The organism is Streptomyces sp. NPDC027663 (genome assembly GCF_055566415.1).
This window is the reverse complement of sequence record NZ_JBVHSK010000002.1, coordinates 618,829-631,972: the sequence shown is the minus strand read 5'-3', so window position 1 is coordinate 631,972 and position 13,144 is coordinate 618,829. Positions and strand designations below refer to the sequence as shown.

General features: G+C 72.1%; 10 protein-coding genes and 1 pseudogene. 7 read left to right on the top strand and 4 right to left on the bottom strand.

Translation table 11 applies throughout. The annotated features are described in order from the left end of the window. Window positions 1–163: 163 nt before the first annotated feature. A complete protein-coding gene (locus ACZ4SF_RS07735; RefSeq protein ID WP_468379669.1) occupies window positions 164–1,153 on the top strand; it encodes a malate dehydrogenase in 990 nt (329 codons plus the stop codon). Between the two features lie 219 nt (window positions 1,154–1,372). On the opposite strand, the gene ACZ4SF_RS07730 is transcribed toward ACZ4SF_RS07735, so the two are convergent. Beyond that, window positions 1,373–2,791: an MFS transporter gene (locus ACZ4SF_RS07730; RefSeq protein ID WP_468379666.1), complete on the bottom strand. Its 1,419-nt coding sequence runs from the start codon at window positions 2,789–2,791 to the stop codon at window positions 1,373–1,375. A gap of 99 nt (window positions 2,792–2,890) precedes the next feature. Here ACZ4SF_RS07730 and ACZ4SF_RS07725 point away from each other — a divergent pair, with 99 nt between their 5' ends. Beyond that, window positions 2,891–3,808: a LysR family transcriptional regulator gene (locus ACZ4SF_RS07725; protein ID WP_468379663.1), complete on the top strand. Its 918-nt coding sequence runs from the start codon at window positions 2,891–2,893 to the stop codon at window positions 3,806–3,808. Window positions 3,809–4,058: 250 nt separating this feature from the next. Here the strand turns inward: ACZ4SF_RS07725 and ACZ4SF_RS07720 are convergent, their stop codons facing one another. Next, on the bottom strand, window positions 4,059–4,253 hold the full coding sequence (locus ACZ4SF_RS07720; protein ID WP_468379660.1) for a hypothetical protein: 195 nt from the start codon (window positions 4,251–4,253) through the stop codon (window positions 4,059–4,061). Between the two features lie 172 nt (window positions 4,254–4,425). Here ACZ4SF_RS07720 and ACZ4SF_RS07715 point away from each other — a divergent pair, with 172 nt between their 5' ends. The 5 genes and pseudogenes from ACZ4SF_RS07715 (at window position 4,426) to ACZ4SF_RS07695 (ending at window position 11,781) form a co-directional block, all read left to right on the top strand. Next, the gene (locus ACZ4SF_RS07715; RefSeq protein WP_468379657.1) at window positions 4,426–5,946 is read left to right on the top strand and encodes an aldehyde dehydrogenase family protein; all 1,521 of its coding nucleotides are present in this window, start codon (window positions 4,426–4,428) and stop codon (window positions 5,944–5,946) included. 37 nt (window positions 5,947–5,983) lie between these two features. Then, complete coding sequence (locus tag ACZ4SF_RS07710) at window positions 5,984–7,519, top strand: GMC family oxidoreductase (protein WP_468380433.1); 1,536 nt, start codon at window positions 5,984–5,986, stop codon at window positions 7,517–7,519. Further along, window positions 7,516–8,596: pseudogene (locus tag ACZ4SF_RS07705) on the top strand (quaternary amine ABC transporter ATP-binding protein); the annotation flags it as partial. The gene ACZ4SF_RS07710 and the pseudogene ACZ4SF_RS07705, both read left to right, overlap by 4 nt. Window positions 8,597–8,882: 286 nt before the next feature. Next, window positions 8,883–10,817: an ABC transporter permease gene (locus ACZ4SF_RS07700; RefSeq protein WP_468379655.1), complete on the top strand. Its 1,935-nt coding sequence runs from the start codon at window positions 8,883–8,885 to the stop codon at window positions 10,815–10,817. A gap of 1 nt (window position 10,818) precedes the next feature. Then, window positions 10,819–11,781 carry an ABC transporter substrate-binding protein gene (locus tag ACZ4SF_RS07695; protein ID WP_468379653.1) on the top strand — a complete coding sequence of 321 codons (963 nt, stop codon included), beginning with the start codon at window positions 10,819–10,821 and terminating at the stop codon, window positions 11,779–11,781. A gap of 6 nt (window positions 11,782–11,787) precedes the next feature. Here the strand turns inward: ACZ4SF_RS07695 and ACZ4SF_RS07690 are convergent, their stop codons facing one another. Together ACZ4SF_RS07690 and ACZ4SF_RS07685 are read right to left on the bottom strand one after the other, a co-directional pair. Next, window positions 11,788–12,510 (bottom strand): isocitrate lyase/PEP mutase family protein, encoded by a 723-nt coding sequence (locus ACZ4SF_RS07690; protein WP_468379650.1) that lies wholly within the window; start codon window positions 12,508–12,510, stop codon window positions 11,788–11,790. Between the two features lie 79 nt (window positions 12,511–12,589). Next, window positions 12,590–13,102, bottom strand: a complete 513-nt coding sequence (locus tag ACZ4SF_RS07685) for a carboxymuconolactone decarboxylase family protein (protein WP_468379647.1) — start codon at window positions 13,100–13,102, stop codon at window positions 12,590–12,592. Between the last annotated feature and the right edge of the window lie 42 nt (window positions 13,103–13,144).

Genomic DNA, 13,144 nt, shown 5'->3' with positions numbered 1-13,144 from the left:
GCGCGCCCGGTTGATCCCCCTTGTGGGGTGAGCCACAGGGCCCCGCACGTCTCGCATGCCGGATGCGCGATAGCCTGACCGCTGGATCTCTCTTGACGCCAAGAGATCGATCATCCGCCCGGGGCAGGGACGCCCCACCGCCAGCTGTCATACGGAGAACGCCATGACCCGCACTCCCGTGAACGTCACCGTCACCGGCGCGGCCGGCCAGATCGGTTACGCCCTGCTCTTCCGCATCGCCTCCGGCCAGCTGCTCGGCGCGGACGTGCCGGTCAAGCTGCGCCTGCTGGAGATCACCCCGGCGCTCAAGGCCGCCGAGGGCACGGCCATGGAGCTGGACGACTGCGCCTTCCCGCTGCTCCAGGGCATCGACATCAGCGACGACCCGAACGTCGCCTTCGACGGTGCCAACGTGGCCCTCCTCGTCGGTGCCCGCCCGCGCACCAAGGGCATGGAGCGCGGTGACCTGCTGGAGGCCAACGGCGGCATCTTCAAGCCGCAGGGCAAGGCCATCAACGACCACGCCGCGGACGACATCAAGGTCCTCGTCGTCGGCAACCCGGCCAACACCAACGCGCTCATCGCGCAGGCCGCCGCGCCGGACGTCCCGGCCGAGCGCTTCACCGCGATGACCCGCCTGGACCACAACCGCGCGCTGACCCAGCTCGCGAAGAAGACCGGCTCCACGGTCGCCGACATCAAGCGCCTGACCATCTGGGGCAACCACTCCGCCACCCAGTACCCGGACATCTTCCACGCCACGGTCGCCGGCAAGAACGCCGCCGAGGCCGTGGGCGACGAGAAGTGGCTGGCCGAGGACTTCATCCCGACCGTCGCCAAGCGCGGTGCCGCGATCATCGAGGCCCGTGGCGCCTCGTCGGCCGCCTCCGCCGCCAACGCCGCCATCGACCACGTCCACACCTGGGTCAACGGCACCGCCGAGGGTGACTGGGCGTCCATGGGCATCCCGTCGGACGGCTCCTACGGCGTCCCGGAGGGCCTGATCTCCTCCTTCCCGGTCACCTGCAAGGACGGCAAGTACGAGATCGTCCAGGGCCTGGACATCAACGAGTTCTCGCGCGCCCGCATCGACGCCTCCGTCAAGGAGCTCGAGGAGGAGCGCGAGGCGGTGCGCGGCCTCGGCCTCATCTGATCTGACGTGGTGTGACCCGGCGCCGGTGCGCTATAGTTGATCACGCACCGGCCGCCGGGAAACCCCGGCACCAGGTGATGCGTTGGTGGTCCAAGGAAAGACGCCCCGCTTCCTGCGGGGAAATGCAGGTGCAAGGCCTGCCCGGCGCTCCATGAACGAGGTCCTCTCCCGCAGTGTGCGGGAGGGGACCTCGTCGTATCAGGGGTCTTGTCCGAGCCTTCAGGCCACCGGCTCCTCGGCCGCCGCCCGCTCCTCGGCCGCCGTCGCCGTACCCGAAGTCGCCCGGGACGAGCGGCCGGAGCCCCCGTAGCCCAAGACGACCACGGCCGTCGCCACCAGCACCGTCACCCCGACCACCCGCAGCGCCGGCCCCATCCCGCCGGCGAAGTCGCTGTGCCCGGCCAGGGCCGTGCCGGCGACGGCGACCCCGAGGGCCGCGCCGATCTCCCGGGCCGAGGTGCCCAGTCCCGAGCCCAGCCCCGCCTGCTGCGGGGGCAGGGACAGGACCACGCCCAGGGTGAGCGCCGGCATGGACAGGCCGGCGCCCGTCGAGATGACCAGCAGCCAGCAGGCGTACAGCGGGTACGGCGTGTGCGCGTCCGCCGTGGACGCGGCCAGCAGGCCCACGCCGATCAGGGCGAGCCCGGTGCCGACGACCGGGCGCGGACGTGCCGACCAGCGGGCCGCGAACTTCGGGACCAGGGCCATGCCGACGATCAGCGGCACGATCGCGACGCCCGTGACCGCCGGCTCGAAGCCCTTCACCTCCTGCAGGTACTGCGAGTTGACGAAGAACAGCGCGAACAGGCCGAAGAACGCTGTCGCGAGTCCCAGCGTCGTCGCGCGCAGTGAGGCGGCGCGGAAGAGGCGCGGATCGAACAGCGGGGCGCGGGAACGCAGGGCGTGTGCCGTGAAGGCGGCCATCAGCAGAGCGCCCGCCCCGAACGCGCTCAGGATGCGCATGGAGGTCCAGCCGTGGCCGGGCCCCTCGATGATGCCGAACAGCACGGCGACCAATCCCGCCGTGAGCAGCAGCGTGCCGACCGGGTCCGGGCTGGCCGGCGCGGAGCGGTCCGTGCGCGGGGTGGTCACGGCCACCGCGGCGGCGAGTACGGCCGCCAGCGGCACCATCACGGCGAACAGCGCCCGCCAGGACAGGAACTGCGCGGCCAGACCGCCACCGAGGTTGCCCGCCAGGCCGCCCAGTCCGATGGCCAGCGTCCAGGACGCCAGTGCCTGGGCGCGCCGCTCGGGGCCGGCCAGGTGTACGAGGATCGACATCGTCGCCGGGGTGATCAGCGCCGCCCCGGCGCCGGACAGGCCGCGGCCCGCGATCAGCGGGGCCGGGCCGGAGGCCAGCGCGCTGGTCGCGGCGCCCGCGGCGAACAGCGCCAGTCCGGCGAGCAACGCGCCCTTGCGGCCGAGCCGGTCGCCGAGCGCCCCGGCCGGGATCAGCAGGCCCGCGAAGACGATGACGTACGCGTCGACCGTCCACAGCAGCTGCGTGTGCGAGGGGTGCAGAGTGGACGAACTCAGCTGGGGGATCAGCAGGTTGATGGCGGCGACCATGCTCTGCGCGACCAGGACGCAGGCGCACAGGGTCAGCAGGGTCGGGCGTTTCAGGGCGTGCGCGGGCACGGCTCCTCCCGGGAGCTGGTGGTGGTGTGGGATGCGTTCTCACCGTAGGCTCGACCGGTACCTTGACTCCAGTGCAACCTTTGCAAGGGATACCTGCACATGACGCAATCCAGCGGCCTGGATCTCAATCTCCTGGTCGCCCTGGACGTGCTGCTGGAGGAGCAGAGCGTGCAGGGCGCCGCCCAGCGGCTGCATCTGTCCGAGCCGGCCATGAGCCGCACCCTCGGCCGCATCCGCAAGGCGCTCGGCGATCCGGTGCTGGTGCGGGCCGGGCGCCGGATGGTGCCGACCCCGCACGCCCTGGCCGTGCGCGCCGAGGTCGGTGCGGTGGTGGAGCGGGCCCGCGCCCTGTTCGCGCCGGGCCGGGACACCGACCTGCGCACGGTCACCCGCACCTTCACGGTCCTCGGCCACGACGCGATGGCCGCCACACACGCCGCGGCGCTCTTCGCCCGCGCCGCCTGCGAGGCGCCCGGCATCCGGCTGCGCTTCCTGTCCGAGAGCCATGTGGACGCCCCGTTCCTGCGCCAGGGCACCGCCGATCTGGAGGTCGGTGTGATCGACACGACCTCGCCCGAGGTGCACCTGGAGACGGTGTACGAGGACCGCATGCTGGGCGTCGTCCGGGCCGGACATCCGCTTCTCGCAGGGGAGTTGACGGCCGAGCGGTTCGCCGGGGAGGCGGGTCACCTCATCGTCTCGCGGCGCGGCAGGCTGCGGGGGCCGATCGACGACGCCCTCGCCGCACTCGGTCTGGAACGCCGGGTGGTGGGCAGCGTCGGAACCTATCCCGCCTCGCTCTTCGTGCTGCGCGAGACCGACCTGGTCGGACTGATCAGCCAGTGGAGCCGGGCGCTGGCCGAGACGCTCGGCCTGGTCGCCTTCGAGATCCCGCTCCGGCTCCCCGCGGTGCGGGTGGGGTTCGCCTGGCATCCGCGACACGACGCCGACCCGGCCCACGCCTGGCTGCGCGACTGCGTGCGGGAACTGATGCTCCAGGGGCCGGCCGGCGGCTAGGCCGGATCACCGGTTCTGCTGTTCCCGGTCCAGATCCGAGATGTCCACCGACTCGTCGGGGCCGGGGGTGGCGGACGGTACGGGCTCGTCGTAGTCCGAGAGTGCGACGTCTGGTCCGTTCCGTCGCCCTTCTCGACGGACTCGACCGCCAGGTGCGGGGCGTCCGCCGTGATGTACACGGTGGTGGCGACGCCGTCCACCTCACCCCGTACCGGGATCACGGCCACGTCGTCGACCGTGGTCCGGTCCGTCAGCCCAGGCGGAGCGAGTCGGCGTCCTGAGCATTCTGCTGGGCCTCACGGGCGAGTGCCTGGGCGTCCGGATCATCGCCGTCGTCCGCGTGGCCGCCGTGGACAGGGCCGACGAGAGCAGCAGCGCCGCGCTCGCCGCCGTACAGATCAGCGACCTTCCGGCCGTCCCGCACCTCCGTGATCGCCCCAAGCACCCCCTTACAGCGTAGTTTTGTCCGTTTTCGGCCGCATTTTCAGTGACGCGGCGCACTTTCGGCCATCGATTGCGCATGCGACGCAGGGGCTCGGGGCAGGCGTCCGCGGTCCCCGAGCGTGACCTGCTTGTGACACAGGGGCATGGAACAGGAACGGAAGGCAACACCGATCATGGCGGACAGAACGGAACGACATACGCGGGCGACCATCCACGCCGGCGGCGAGTGGCTGGAATCGGTCTCCGGTGCGACCCGGGAGATCCTCGACCCCGCGGACGCCCGCCCCTTCGCCGTGGTCGCGGAGGGTGACGAGAGGGACGCCGACCGTGCGGTGGCCGCCGCCCGGCACGCCTTCGACCACGGCCCCTGGCCGCGCACCCCGGCCGCCGGCCGCGCCGCCCTGCTGCGCCGCGTCGCCGACCTCCTCGTACGCGACCGTGAGACGCTCGGCCTGCTGGAGAGCCGGGACGCGGGCAAGACCGCCGAGGAGGGCCGCGTCGACATCGACTGCGTCGCCGACGCCTTCCGCTACTTCGCCGACCTGGTCGCCGCCGAGGCCCCGGGCCGGGTGGTCGACGCGGGCTCGCCCGACATCCACAGCGTGGTCGTGCACGAGCCGGTCGGCGTCTGCGCGCTGATCACCCCCTGGAACTACCCGCTGCTCCAGGCCAGCTGGAAGATCGCCCCCGCGCTCGCCGCCGGCAACACCTTCGTGATCAAGCCCAGCGAGATCACCCCGATGACCACCGTCGCGCTGCTCGAGCTGCTGGCGGAGGCCGGACTGCCCGCCGGTGTCGCCAACCTCGTCACCGGGCCCGGCCACACCGTCGGCGCCCGGCTCGCCGAGCACTCCGACGTCGACCTGGTCTCCTTCACCGGCGGCCTGGCCAGCGGCACCAAGGTCGCCCAGGCCGCCGCACCCACCGTGAAGAAGGTCGCCCTCGAACTCGGCGGCAAGAACCCCAACGTCGTCTTCGCCGACGCCTGCGCCACCGAGGAGGGCTTCGACACCGCCGTCGACCAGGCCCTCAACGCGGCCTTCATCCACAGTGGCCAGGTCTGCTCCGCGGGCGGCCGGCTCATCGTGGAGGAGTCCGTCAGCGAGCGCTTCGTCGCCGAACTCGCCCGCCGCGCAAGCCTGATCCGCCTCGGCCGCGGCACCGAGGACGGTGTCGAGTGCGGCCCGCTCGTCTCCGAGCAGCAGCGCGCCAAGGTCGAGGCGTACGTCGCCTCCGCGCTGGAGGAGGGCGCGGTGCTGCGCTGCGGCGGCAAGCGCCCCGCACCGTCGCCGGCCCGACCGGAGACGGGTTACTTCTACGAGCCGACCGTCCTCGACGCCTGCCACCGCGAGATGAAGGTCGTCCGAGAGGAGGTCTTCGGACCGGTCCTCACCGTCGAGACCTTCCGCACCGAGGACGAGGCGGTGTTCCTCGCCAACGACACCGAGTACGGGCTCGCGGGCGCCGTCTGGAGCGCGGACACCGCACGGGCCCGCAGGGTCGCGGCCCGCCTGCGCCACGGCACCGTCTGGATCAACGACTTCCACCCCTACCTCCCGCAGGCGGAGTGGGGCGGCTTCGGCCGCAGCGGCACCGGCCGCGAGCTGGGCCCCGCCGGGCTCGCCGAGTACCGCGAGACCAAGCACGTCTACCAGAACCTCGCGCCGCGCCCGGTCCGCTGGTTCGCCGGCTGAGCCCCGCGTCTTCCCACACCCCTGGAGTAGTACCCCCATGTCCGAGACCACCCCCCACCTCTACGACTACGTCGTGATCGGCGGAGGCACGGCCGGCTCCGTCATCGCCTCCCGCCTCACCGAGAACCCCGACGTCACCGTCGCCGTCATCGAGGGCGGCCCGAGCGACGTCGACCGCGACGACGTCCTCACCCTGCGCCGCTGGATGGGCCTCCTCGGCGGCGAACTCGACTACGACTACCCCACGGTGGAGCAGCCCCGCGGCAACTCCCACATCCGGCACAGCCGCGCCCGCGTCCTCGGCGGCTGCTCCTCCCACAACACCCTCATCTCCTTCAAGCCCCTGCCCTCCGACTGGGACGAGTGGGAGGAGGCCGGCGCCAAGGGCTGGGGCGCCGTCCCCATGGAGGCCTACTTCGCCCGTCTGAAGAACAACATCGTCTCCGTCGACGAGAAGGACCGGAACGCCATCGCCCGCGACTTCGTCGACGCCGCCCAGTCGGCACTCGGGGTACCCCGGGTCGAGGGCTTCAACCGCAAGCCGTTCACCGAAGGCGTCGGCTTCTTCGACCTCGCCTACCACCCCGAGAACAACAAGCGCTCCTCCGCCTCCGTGGCCTACCTGCACCCGGTCATGGACGAGCGCCCCAACCTCCACATCCTGCTGGAGACCTGGGCGTACCGGCTGGAGCTGGACGGCACCCGCGCCGAGGGCGTCCACGTGCGCACCAAGGGCGGCGAGGAACTGCTGATACGGGCCCGCAACGAGGTCGTCCTGTGCGCCGGCGCCGTCGACTCCCCGCGGCTGCTGCTGCACTCGGGCATCGGCCCCCGCGAGGACCTCGAGGAACTCGGCATCCCCGTCGTCCACGACCTGCCGGGCGTCGGCGAGAACCTGCTCGACCACCCCGAGTCGGTCATCGTCTGGGAGACGAACGGCCCGATCCCGGAGAACTCCGCCATGGACTCCGACGCCGGCCTGTTCGTGCGCCGCGACCCCGGCCACGCGGGCCCGGACCTGATGTTCCACTTCTACCAGATCCCGTTCACGGACAACCCGGAGCGGCTCGGCTACGAACGCCCGCAGTACGGCGTCTCGATGACCCCCAACATCCCCAAGCCGAAGTCGCGCGGCCGCCTCTACCTCACCAGCGCCGACCCGTCCGTGAAGCCCGCGCTGGACTTCCGGTACTTCACCGACGAGGACGACTACGACGCCCGGACCCTGGTCGACGGCATCCGCATCGCCCGCGAGATCGCGAAGTCCGAGCCGCTGGCCGGCTGGCTCAAGCGCGAGGTGTGCCCCGGACCCGAGGTACTCGGTGACGCCGAGCTGAGCGAGTACGCCCGCAAGGTCGCGCACACCGTCTACCACCCGGCCGGCACCTGCAAGATGGGCGCCGCCGACGACGAACTCGCCGTGGTCGACCCGGAGCTGAAGATCCGCGGTCTCGACGGCATCCGCATCGCCGACGCGTCCGTCTTCCCGACCATGACCGCCGTGAACCCGATGATCGGGGTCCTCATGGTCGGGGAGAAGGCCGTCGACCTTATCGGAGGTGACCTTCGATGACTCTCCCCGTCCCCACCCGCAAGCCCCCCACCACGACCGAGTCCGTCTTCTCGGTGTCCGGCCTGTGGAAGGTCTTCGGCCCCAAGCCCGAGCGCATCCCGGCCGACCCGGAACTCAGCGCGCTCGACCCGGCCGGGCTGCGCGCCCGCACCGGCTGCACGGCCGCCGTCCGGGACGTCTCCTTCGACGTCCGCAAGGGCGAGGTCTTCGTCGTGATGGGCCTGTCCGGCTCCGGCAAGTCCACCCTCGTCCGCTGCCTGACCCGGCTGATCGAGCCGACGGCGGGCACGATCTCCATCGACGGCGAGGACGTCCGCGCGATGGACGGTTCCCGCCTGCGCGAACTGCGCCGGCACCGCGCCGCGATGGTCTTCCAGCACTTCGGTCTGCTCCCGCACCGCACGGTCCTCGACAACGTCGCCTACGGCCTGGAGATCCAGGGCGTCGGCAAGTCCGAACGCCGCGAACGCGCCGCCGAGTTCGTCGCCAAGGTCGGCCTGGAAGGCATGGAGAAGCGCCGGCCCGAACAGCTCTCCGGCGGCCAGCGCCAGCGGGTCGGCCTGGCCCGTGCCCTGGCCGTGGACCCCGAGGTCCTCCTCTTCGACGAACCGTTCAGCGCCCTTGACCCCCTCATCCGCCGCGACATGCAGGACGAGGTGGTCCGCCTGCACCGCGAGGAGGGCCGCACGATGGTCTTCATCACGCACGACCTGAGCGAGGCGCTCAAGCTCGGCGACCGCATCGCCCTGATGCGCGACGGCCGCGTGGTCCAGCTGGGCACCCCCGAGGAGATCGTCGGCGCCCCCGCCGACGACTACGTGCGCGAGTTCGTGCGCGAGGTCCCGCGCGAGCAGGTGATGACGGTACGCACGGCGATGAAGCCGGGCGACTGCGGCGGTCAGGAGCATCCCGGCGCGCTGGCCCCGGACGCCGTGGTGGCCGAGGCGGTCAAGACGGTGGCCGGTCTCGGCGCCCCTGCCTGCGTGGTGGAGGACGGCCGTTGCCTCGGCGTGATCGACCACGAGCGCCTGCTGAACGTGATCGCGGGCACAGGCACCGACACACCCGCGGCCGCCACTGCCCACGCACCCGCGGCCGCCACTGCCCAGGCGCCCGCGGCCGCCACTGCCCAGGCGCCCGCGGCCGGCGCTGCCCACGCACCCGCGGCCGCCACTGCCCACGCATCCGCGGCCGGCCTGGCCGACGACGCCGCGGACGCCGCCCCCACCGCGGCTGCGGGTGACCGTGCCGCCGAGGCGGTGGCGGCCTCGAAGCAGGCCGCGACCGGCAAGCGCCGGCGAACGACCCCACCCGCTCCGCGCACCAGCCCGGAGGGCCCCCGCACCAGCCCGGAGGCCGTCTGATGGCAACGCTCACCGTCCCCACCTCCCGCACGGAAAAACCCCGCGTCCTCAGGAGCCGGGCCGCGGCCAAACTCCTCCTGCTCGCGCTCTTCGCCGCCGTACTGGCCCCGTTCCTCACCCGCTGGGGCAACGGAGCCTGGCCCCACGACCTGACCGTCAGCCTGGACAAGCCCCTCGCGTCGGCCAGTGACTGGGTGATCGACAACCGGGACAGCCACCCGCTGTTCCTGTACTTCTTCGGCTACATCAGCAACGCCGTCGTCATCTCCGTGCGAGCCGTCTACCTCACCCTGCTCGCCGCGGGCTGGACGGGCGTCACGGCCCTCGGCGCCCTGCTCGCCTGGCGCGTGGCCGGCCCCCGCCTGGCCGCCGGTACGGCCGTCGCGTTCCTGACCTGCGGAGCCCTCGGCATGTGGGTCCCGACCATGCAGACCCTCGCCCTGATGGTGGTCGCCGTACTCGCCTCCGTGGCCGTCGGCGCGCTCCTCGGTCTCGCCGCCGGCCTCTCCGACCGGCTCGACCGCGCCCTGCGCCCGGTCCTGGACACCATGCAGGTACTCCCGGCCTTCTCCTACCTCCTCCCCGTCGTCCTGGTCTTCGGCATCGGCGTCCCCGCGGCCGTCCTCGCCACCGTCGTCTACGCCGCCCCGCCGATGGCCCGCCTCACCGCCCTCGGCCTGCGCGGTGCCGACCCCGAAGTCCTGGAGGCCGTGGAGTCCCTCGGCGCCACCTCGCGGCAGCGGCTGCTGACCGCCCGTATCCCGCTGGCCCGTAAGGAACTGCTGCTCGGCCTCAACCAGACGATCATGATGGCGCTGTCCATGGCCGTCATCGCGTCGCTCATCGGCGCCGGCGGCCTCGGTGACCGCGTCTACCAGGCCCTCGCCTCGGTCGACGTCGGCGCGGCCCTCGCGGCCGGCATCCCGATCGTGCTGCTCGCGGTGGTCCTGGACCGGGTCACCGCAGCCGCCGGCGACGGAACCACGCACGCGCGCACCATCGGCTGGCCGTACGCCCTGGCCGTGACCGTGGCCGTCGCGCTCGCCACCCGTCTCCTCGGCGCGCTCGACTGGCCCTCCGGCTGGACGCTGCACATCGCCGAGCCGGTCAACCGCGCCGTCGACTGGATGACGGCCCACCTGTACTCCGGCGTTCCCGTCGTCGGCGGCACCGCCGACTGGGCGGGCCACTTCACCACCTGGGTCCTTGACCCCGTACGCGACGGCCTGCAGTGGCTGCCCTGGTGGTCGGTGCTGTTCACCGTCGCCGCGCTGGCCTGGCTGATCGGCACCTGGCGGACCGCGCTCACCGCCGTGCTCGCCATGGCAGCGATCGGCGTGCTCGGCGTCTGGGAGCCGGCGCTCGACACCCTCTCCCAGGTGCTCGCGGCCGTCGCCGTCACCCTCGTGCTGGGCTTCGCCACCGGCATCGCCGCGGCCCGCAGCGACCGTGTCGAACGCGCGCTGCGCCCGGTCCTGGACGTCTTCCAGACCATGCCGCAGTTCGTGTACCTGATCCCGGTCGTCGCCCTGTTCGGCGTCGGCCGTGCCCCCGCGGTCGCCGCGGCCGTCGTCTACGCCCTCCCGGCCGTGGTCCGGATCACCACGCAGGGCCTGCGCCAGGTCGACCAGGCCGCGCTGGAGTCCGCGCGCTCGCTCGGCGCGACCGGCCGCCAGCAGCTGTGGCAGGTCCAGCTCCCGCTGGCCCGGCGCTCACTGCTGCTCGCCCTCAACCAGGGCGTGGTCCTCGTCCTGGCCGTCGTCATCATCGGCGGCCTGGTCGGCGGCGGTGCCCTCGGCTACGACGTCGCCTTCGGCCTGGCCCAGGGCGACCTGGCGACCGGCCTGGTCGCCGGTGCCGCGATCGTCTGCCTGGGCCTGATGCTGGACCGGGTGACCCAGCCGGCCGAACGCCACGCGAAGAAGGGAGCGTGACATGCGCATCCGTACGACGACCCTCACGGTGGCCGCCGGTGCATCCGCGCTCGCCCTGCTGACCGGCTGCGGCGCCGCCGACATGACCAAGCAGGCCAGCCCGTTCGCGAACGCCCAGGGCTCGAGGACGGTCACCCTGTCCGTGCAGTCCTGGGTGGGCGCGCAGTCCAACGTGGCCGTCGCCCAGTACATCCTGGAGCACAAGCTCGGCTACCGCGTCGACACCGTCCAGGTCGACGAGGTGCCCGCCTGGGACGCGCTCAGCCAGGGCCGGGTCGACGCCCTCCTGGAGGACTGGGGCCACCCGGACCAGGAGAAGCGGTACGTCGACGACAAGAAGACGATCGCCCGCGCCGGCGACCTCGGGGTGACCGGCCACATCGGCTGGTTCGTGCCGACGTACCTGGTCAAGCAGCACCCGGACATCACGGACTGGAAGAACCTGAACAAGTACGCCTCGCTCTTCCGCACCCCGGAGAGCGGCGGCAAGGGCCAGCTGATGGACGGCTCCCCGTCCTACGTCACCAACGACAAGGCCCTGGTGAAGAACCTGAAGCTGGACTACCAGGTCGTCTTCGCCGGTTCCGAGGCGGCGCAGATCACCCAGATCAAGCAGTTCGCCAAGGAGAAGAAGCCGTTCCTGACGTACTGGTACTCGCCGCAGTGGCTGTTCAAGAAGGTCCCCATGACCGAGGTGAAGCTGCCGCCGTACAAGGACGGCTGTGACGCGGACACGGCGAAGGTCGCCTGCGCCTACCCGCACACCCCGCTGCAGAAGTACCTCAACGCCGACTTCGCGAAGTCCGGCGGCAAGGCGGCGGCCTTCCTGAAGAAGTTCAGGTGGACGACGGAGGACCAGAACGAGGTCTCCCTGATGATCGCCGAGCAGAAGCTGAGCCCGCAGGAAGCGGCGAAGAAGTGGGCGGACAGCCACCCCGACGTGTGGAAGAAGTGGCTGTCCTGACCGGCCTCACGGCAGCAGGCCGGCTGCGAACTCCCGCAGCGCGGCCGTGGCCCGCCGCTGGAGCCCCGGCCCGAACGTGACCCGGGTGGCCCCGAGTTCGCCGAGCGCGGCGGGCGAGGGGCCGTCCCCGTCCAGCAGCGCCAGGGCGTTCAGCGGGCCCTCGATCCCGGCCCGCAGCAGCGGCAGCACGGCCGTGGGGGCGAGGATCGGGTACACGCAGTCGGCTCCGGCCGCCCGGTACAACGCGGCCCGCTCGATGACCCGTTCGGGATCTCCGTCGCCGTGGACGAAGACATCGACGCGGGCGTTGACGAACAGCCCGTCGGCGGCAGCCGCCCGTACCTCGGCGAGGAACTCGGCCTGCGCGTGCGGGTCCTTGAGGACACCGCCCTCGGAGTCCTCCAGGTTGCAGCCGACGGCGCCCGCCTCCAGCAGCCGCTCGACCAGTTCCCCGGGCGCGAGCCCGTAGCCGCCCTCGACGTCCGCCGACACCGGCACGTCCACCGCCCGCGTGATCCGGGCGACCGCCGCGAACATCTCGTCGGCCGGGGTGGCCCCGTCCTCGTACCCGAGCGAGGCGGCCACCCCCGCACTCGGTGTGGCGAGCGCCGGGAATCCGGCCGCCACGAACGCCCGCGCACCGGCCGCGTCCCAGGGGCCGGGCAGGACCAGCGGGTCGCCCTGGACGCGTCCCCGGTGCAGCGCGCGGAACTCGTCCACCTTGCTCATGGCCGCAGACCTCCTGGTGGGACGCGACGGCCGGCCATCAGGAGGTTCCAGCCGTTTCGGTACGGCAGTCGTGTGCCGCTCACTTGTGCTGCCCCGGCCGGTAGTGGCCCGGGGTCATCCGTGCGGTCACGCCGAACCGGTTCCACGCGTTGATCACCGTGATCGCGGCGATCAGATGGGTCAGTTCGGCCTCATCGAACAGCTTGGCCGCCTTCTCGTACACCTCGTCCGGCACGAAGCCCTCGGTGAGCACGGTGATCGCCTCGGTCAGCTCGAACGCCGCCAGCTCCTTCGCGGTGTAGAAGTGCCGCGACTCCTCCCACGCGCTGAGCTGCACGATCCGCTCCACGCTCTCGCCGGCCGCGAGGGCGTCCTTGGTGTGCATGTCGAGGCAGAACGCGCAGTGGTTGATCTGCGAGGCGCGGATCTTCACCAGCTCGTACAGCTTGGGGTCCAGCCCCCGCCTGGCGGCGGCGTCCAGACGGATCATCGCCTTGTAGACCTCGGGCGCGTGCTCGGCCCAGCGCAGTCGCGACGGCTGCTCGGGGGCGTACTCGACGGTTTCCTGTGCGGTGTCCTGTGCAGTACTCATGCACTCGACCCTAGGAGCGGGGCAGCCCAGGAGTATGGTCCA

Bases quoted from the DNA above. Each gene is read 5' to 3' on its own strand.
- ACZ4SF_RS07735 (WP_468379669.1), top strand. From the start codon at position 164: ATGACCCGCACTCCCGTGAACGTCACCGTCACCGGCGCGGCCGGCCAG.
- ACZ4SF_RS07725 (WP_468379663.1), top strand. From the start codon at position 2,891: ATGACGCAATCCAGCGGCCTGGATCTCAATCTCCTGGTCGCCCTGGAC.
- ACZ4SF_RS07715 (WP_468379657.1), top strand. From the start codon at position 4,426: ATGGCGGACAGAACGGAACGACATACGCGGGCGACCATCCACGCCGGC.
- ACZ4SF_RS07710 (WP_468380433.1), top strand. From the start codon at position 5,984: ATGTCCGAGACCACCCCCCACCTCTACGACTACGTCGTGATCGGCGGA.
- ACZ4SF_RS07700 (WP_468379655.1), top strand. From the start codon at position 8,883: ATGGCAACGCTCACCGTCCCCACCTCCCGCACGGAAAAACCCCGCGTC.
- ACZ4SF_RS07695 (WP_468379653.1), top strand. From the start codon at position 10,819: ATGCGCATCCGTACGACGACCCTCACGGTGGCCGCCGGTGCATCCGCG.
- ACZ4SF_RS07690 (WP_468379650.1), bottom strand. From the start codon at position 12,510: ATGAGCAAGGTGGACGAGTTCCGCGCGCTGCACCGGGGACGCGTCCAG.
- ACZ4SF_RS07685 (WP_468379647.1), bottom strand. From the start codon at position 13,102: ATGAGTACTGCACAGGACACCGCACAGGAAACCGTCGAGTACGCCCCC.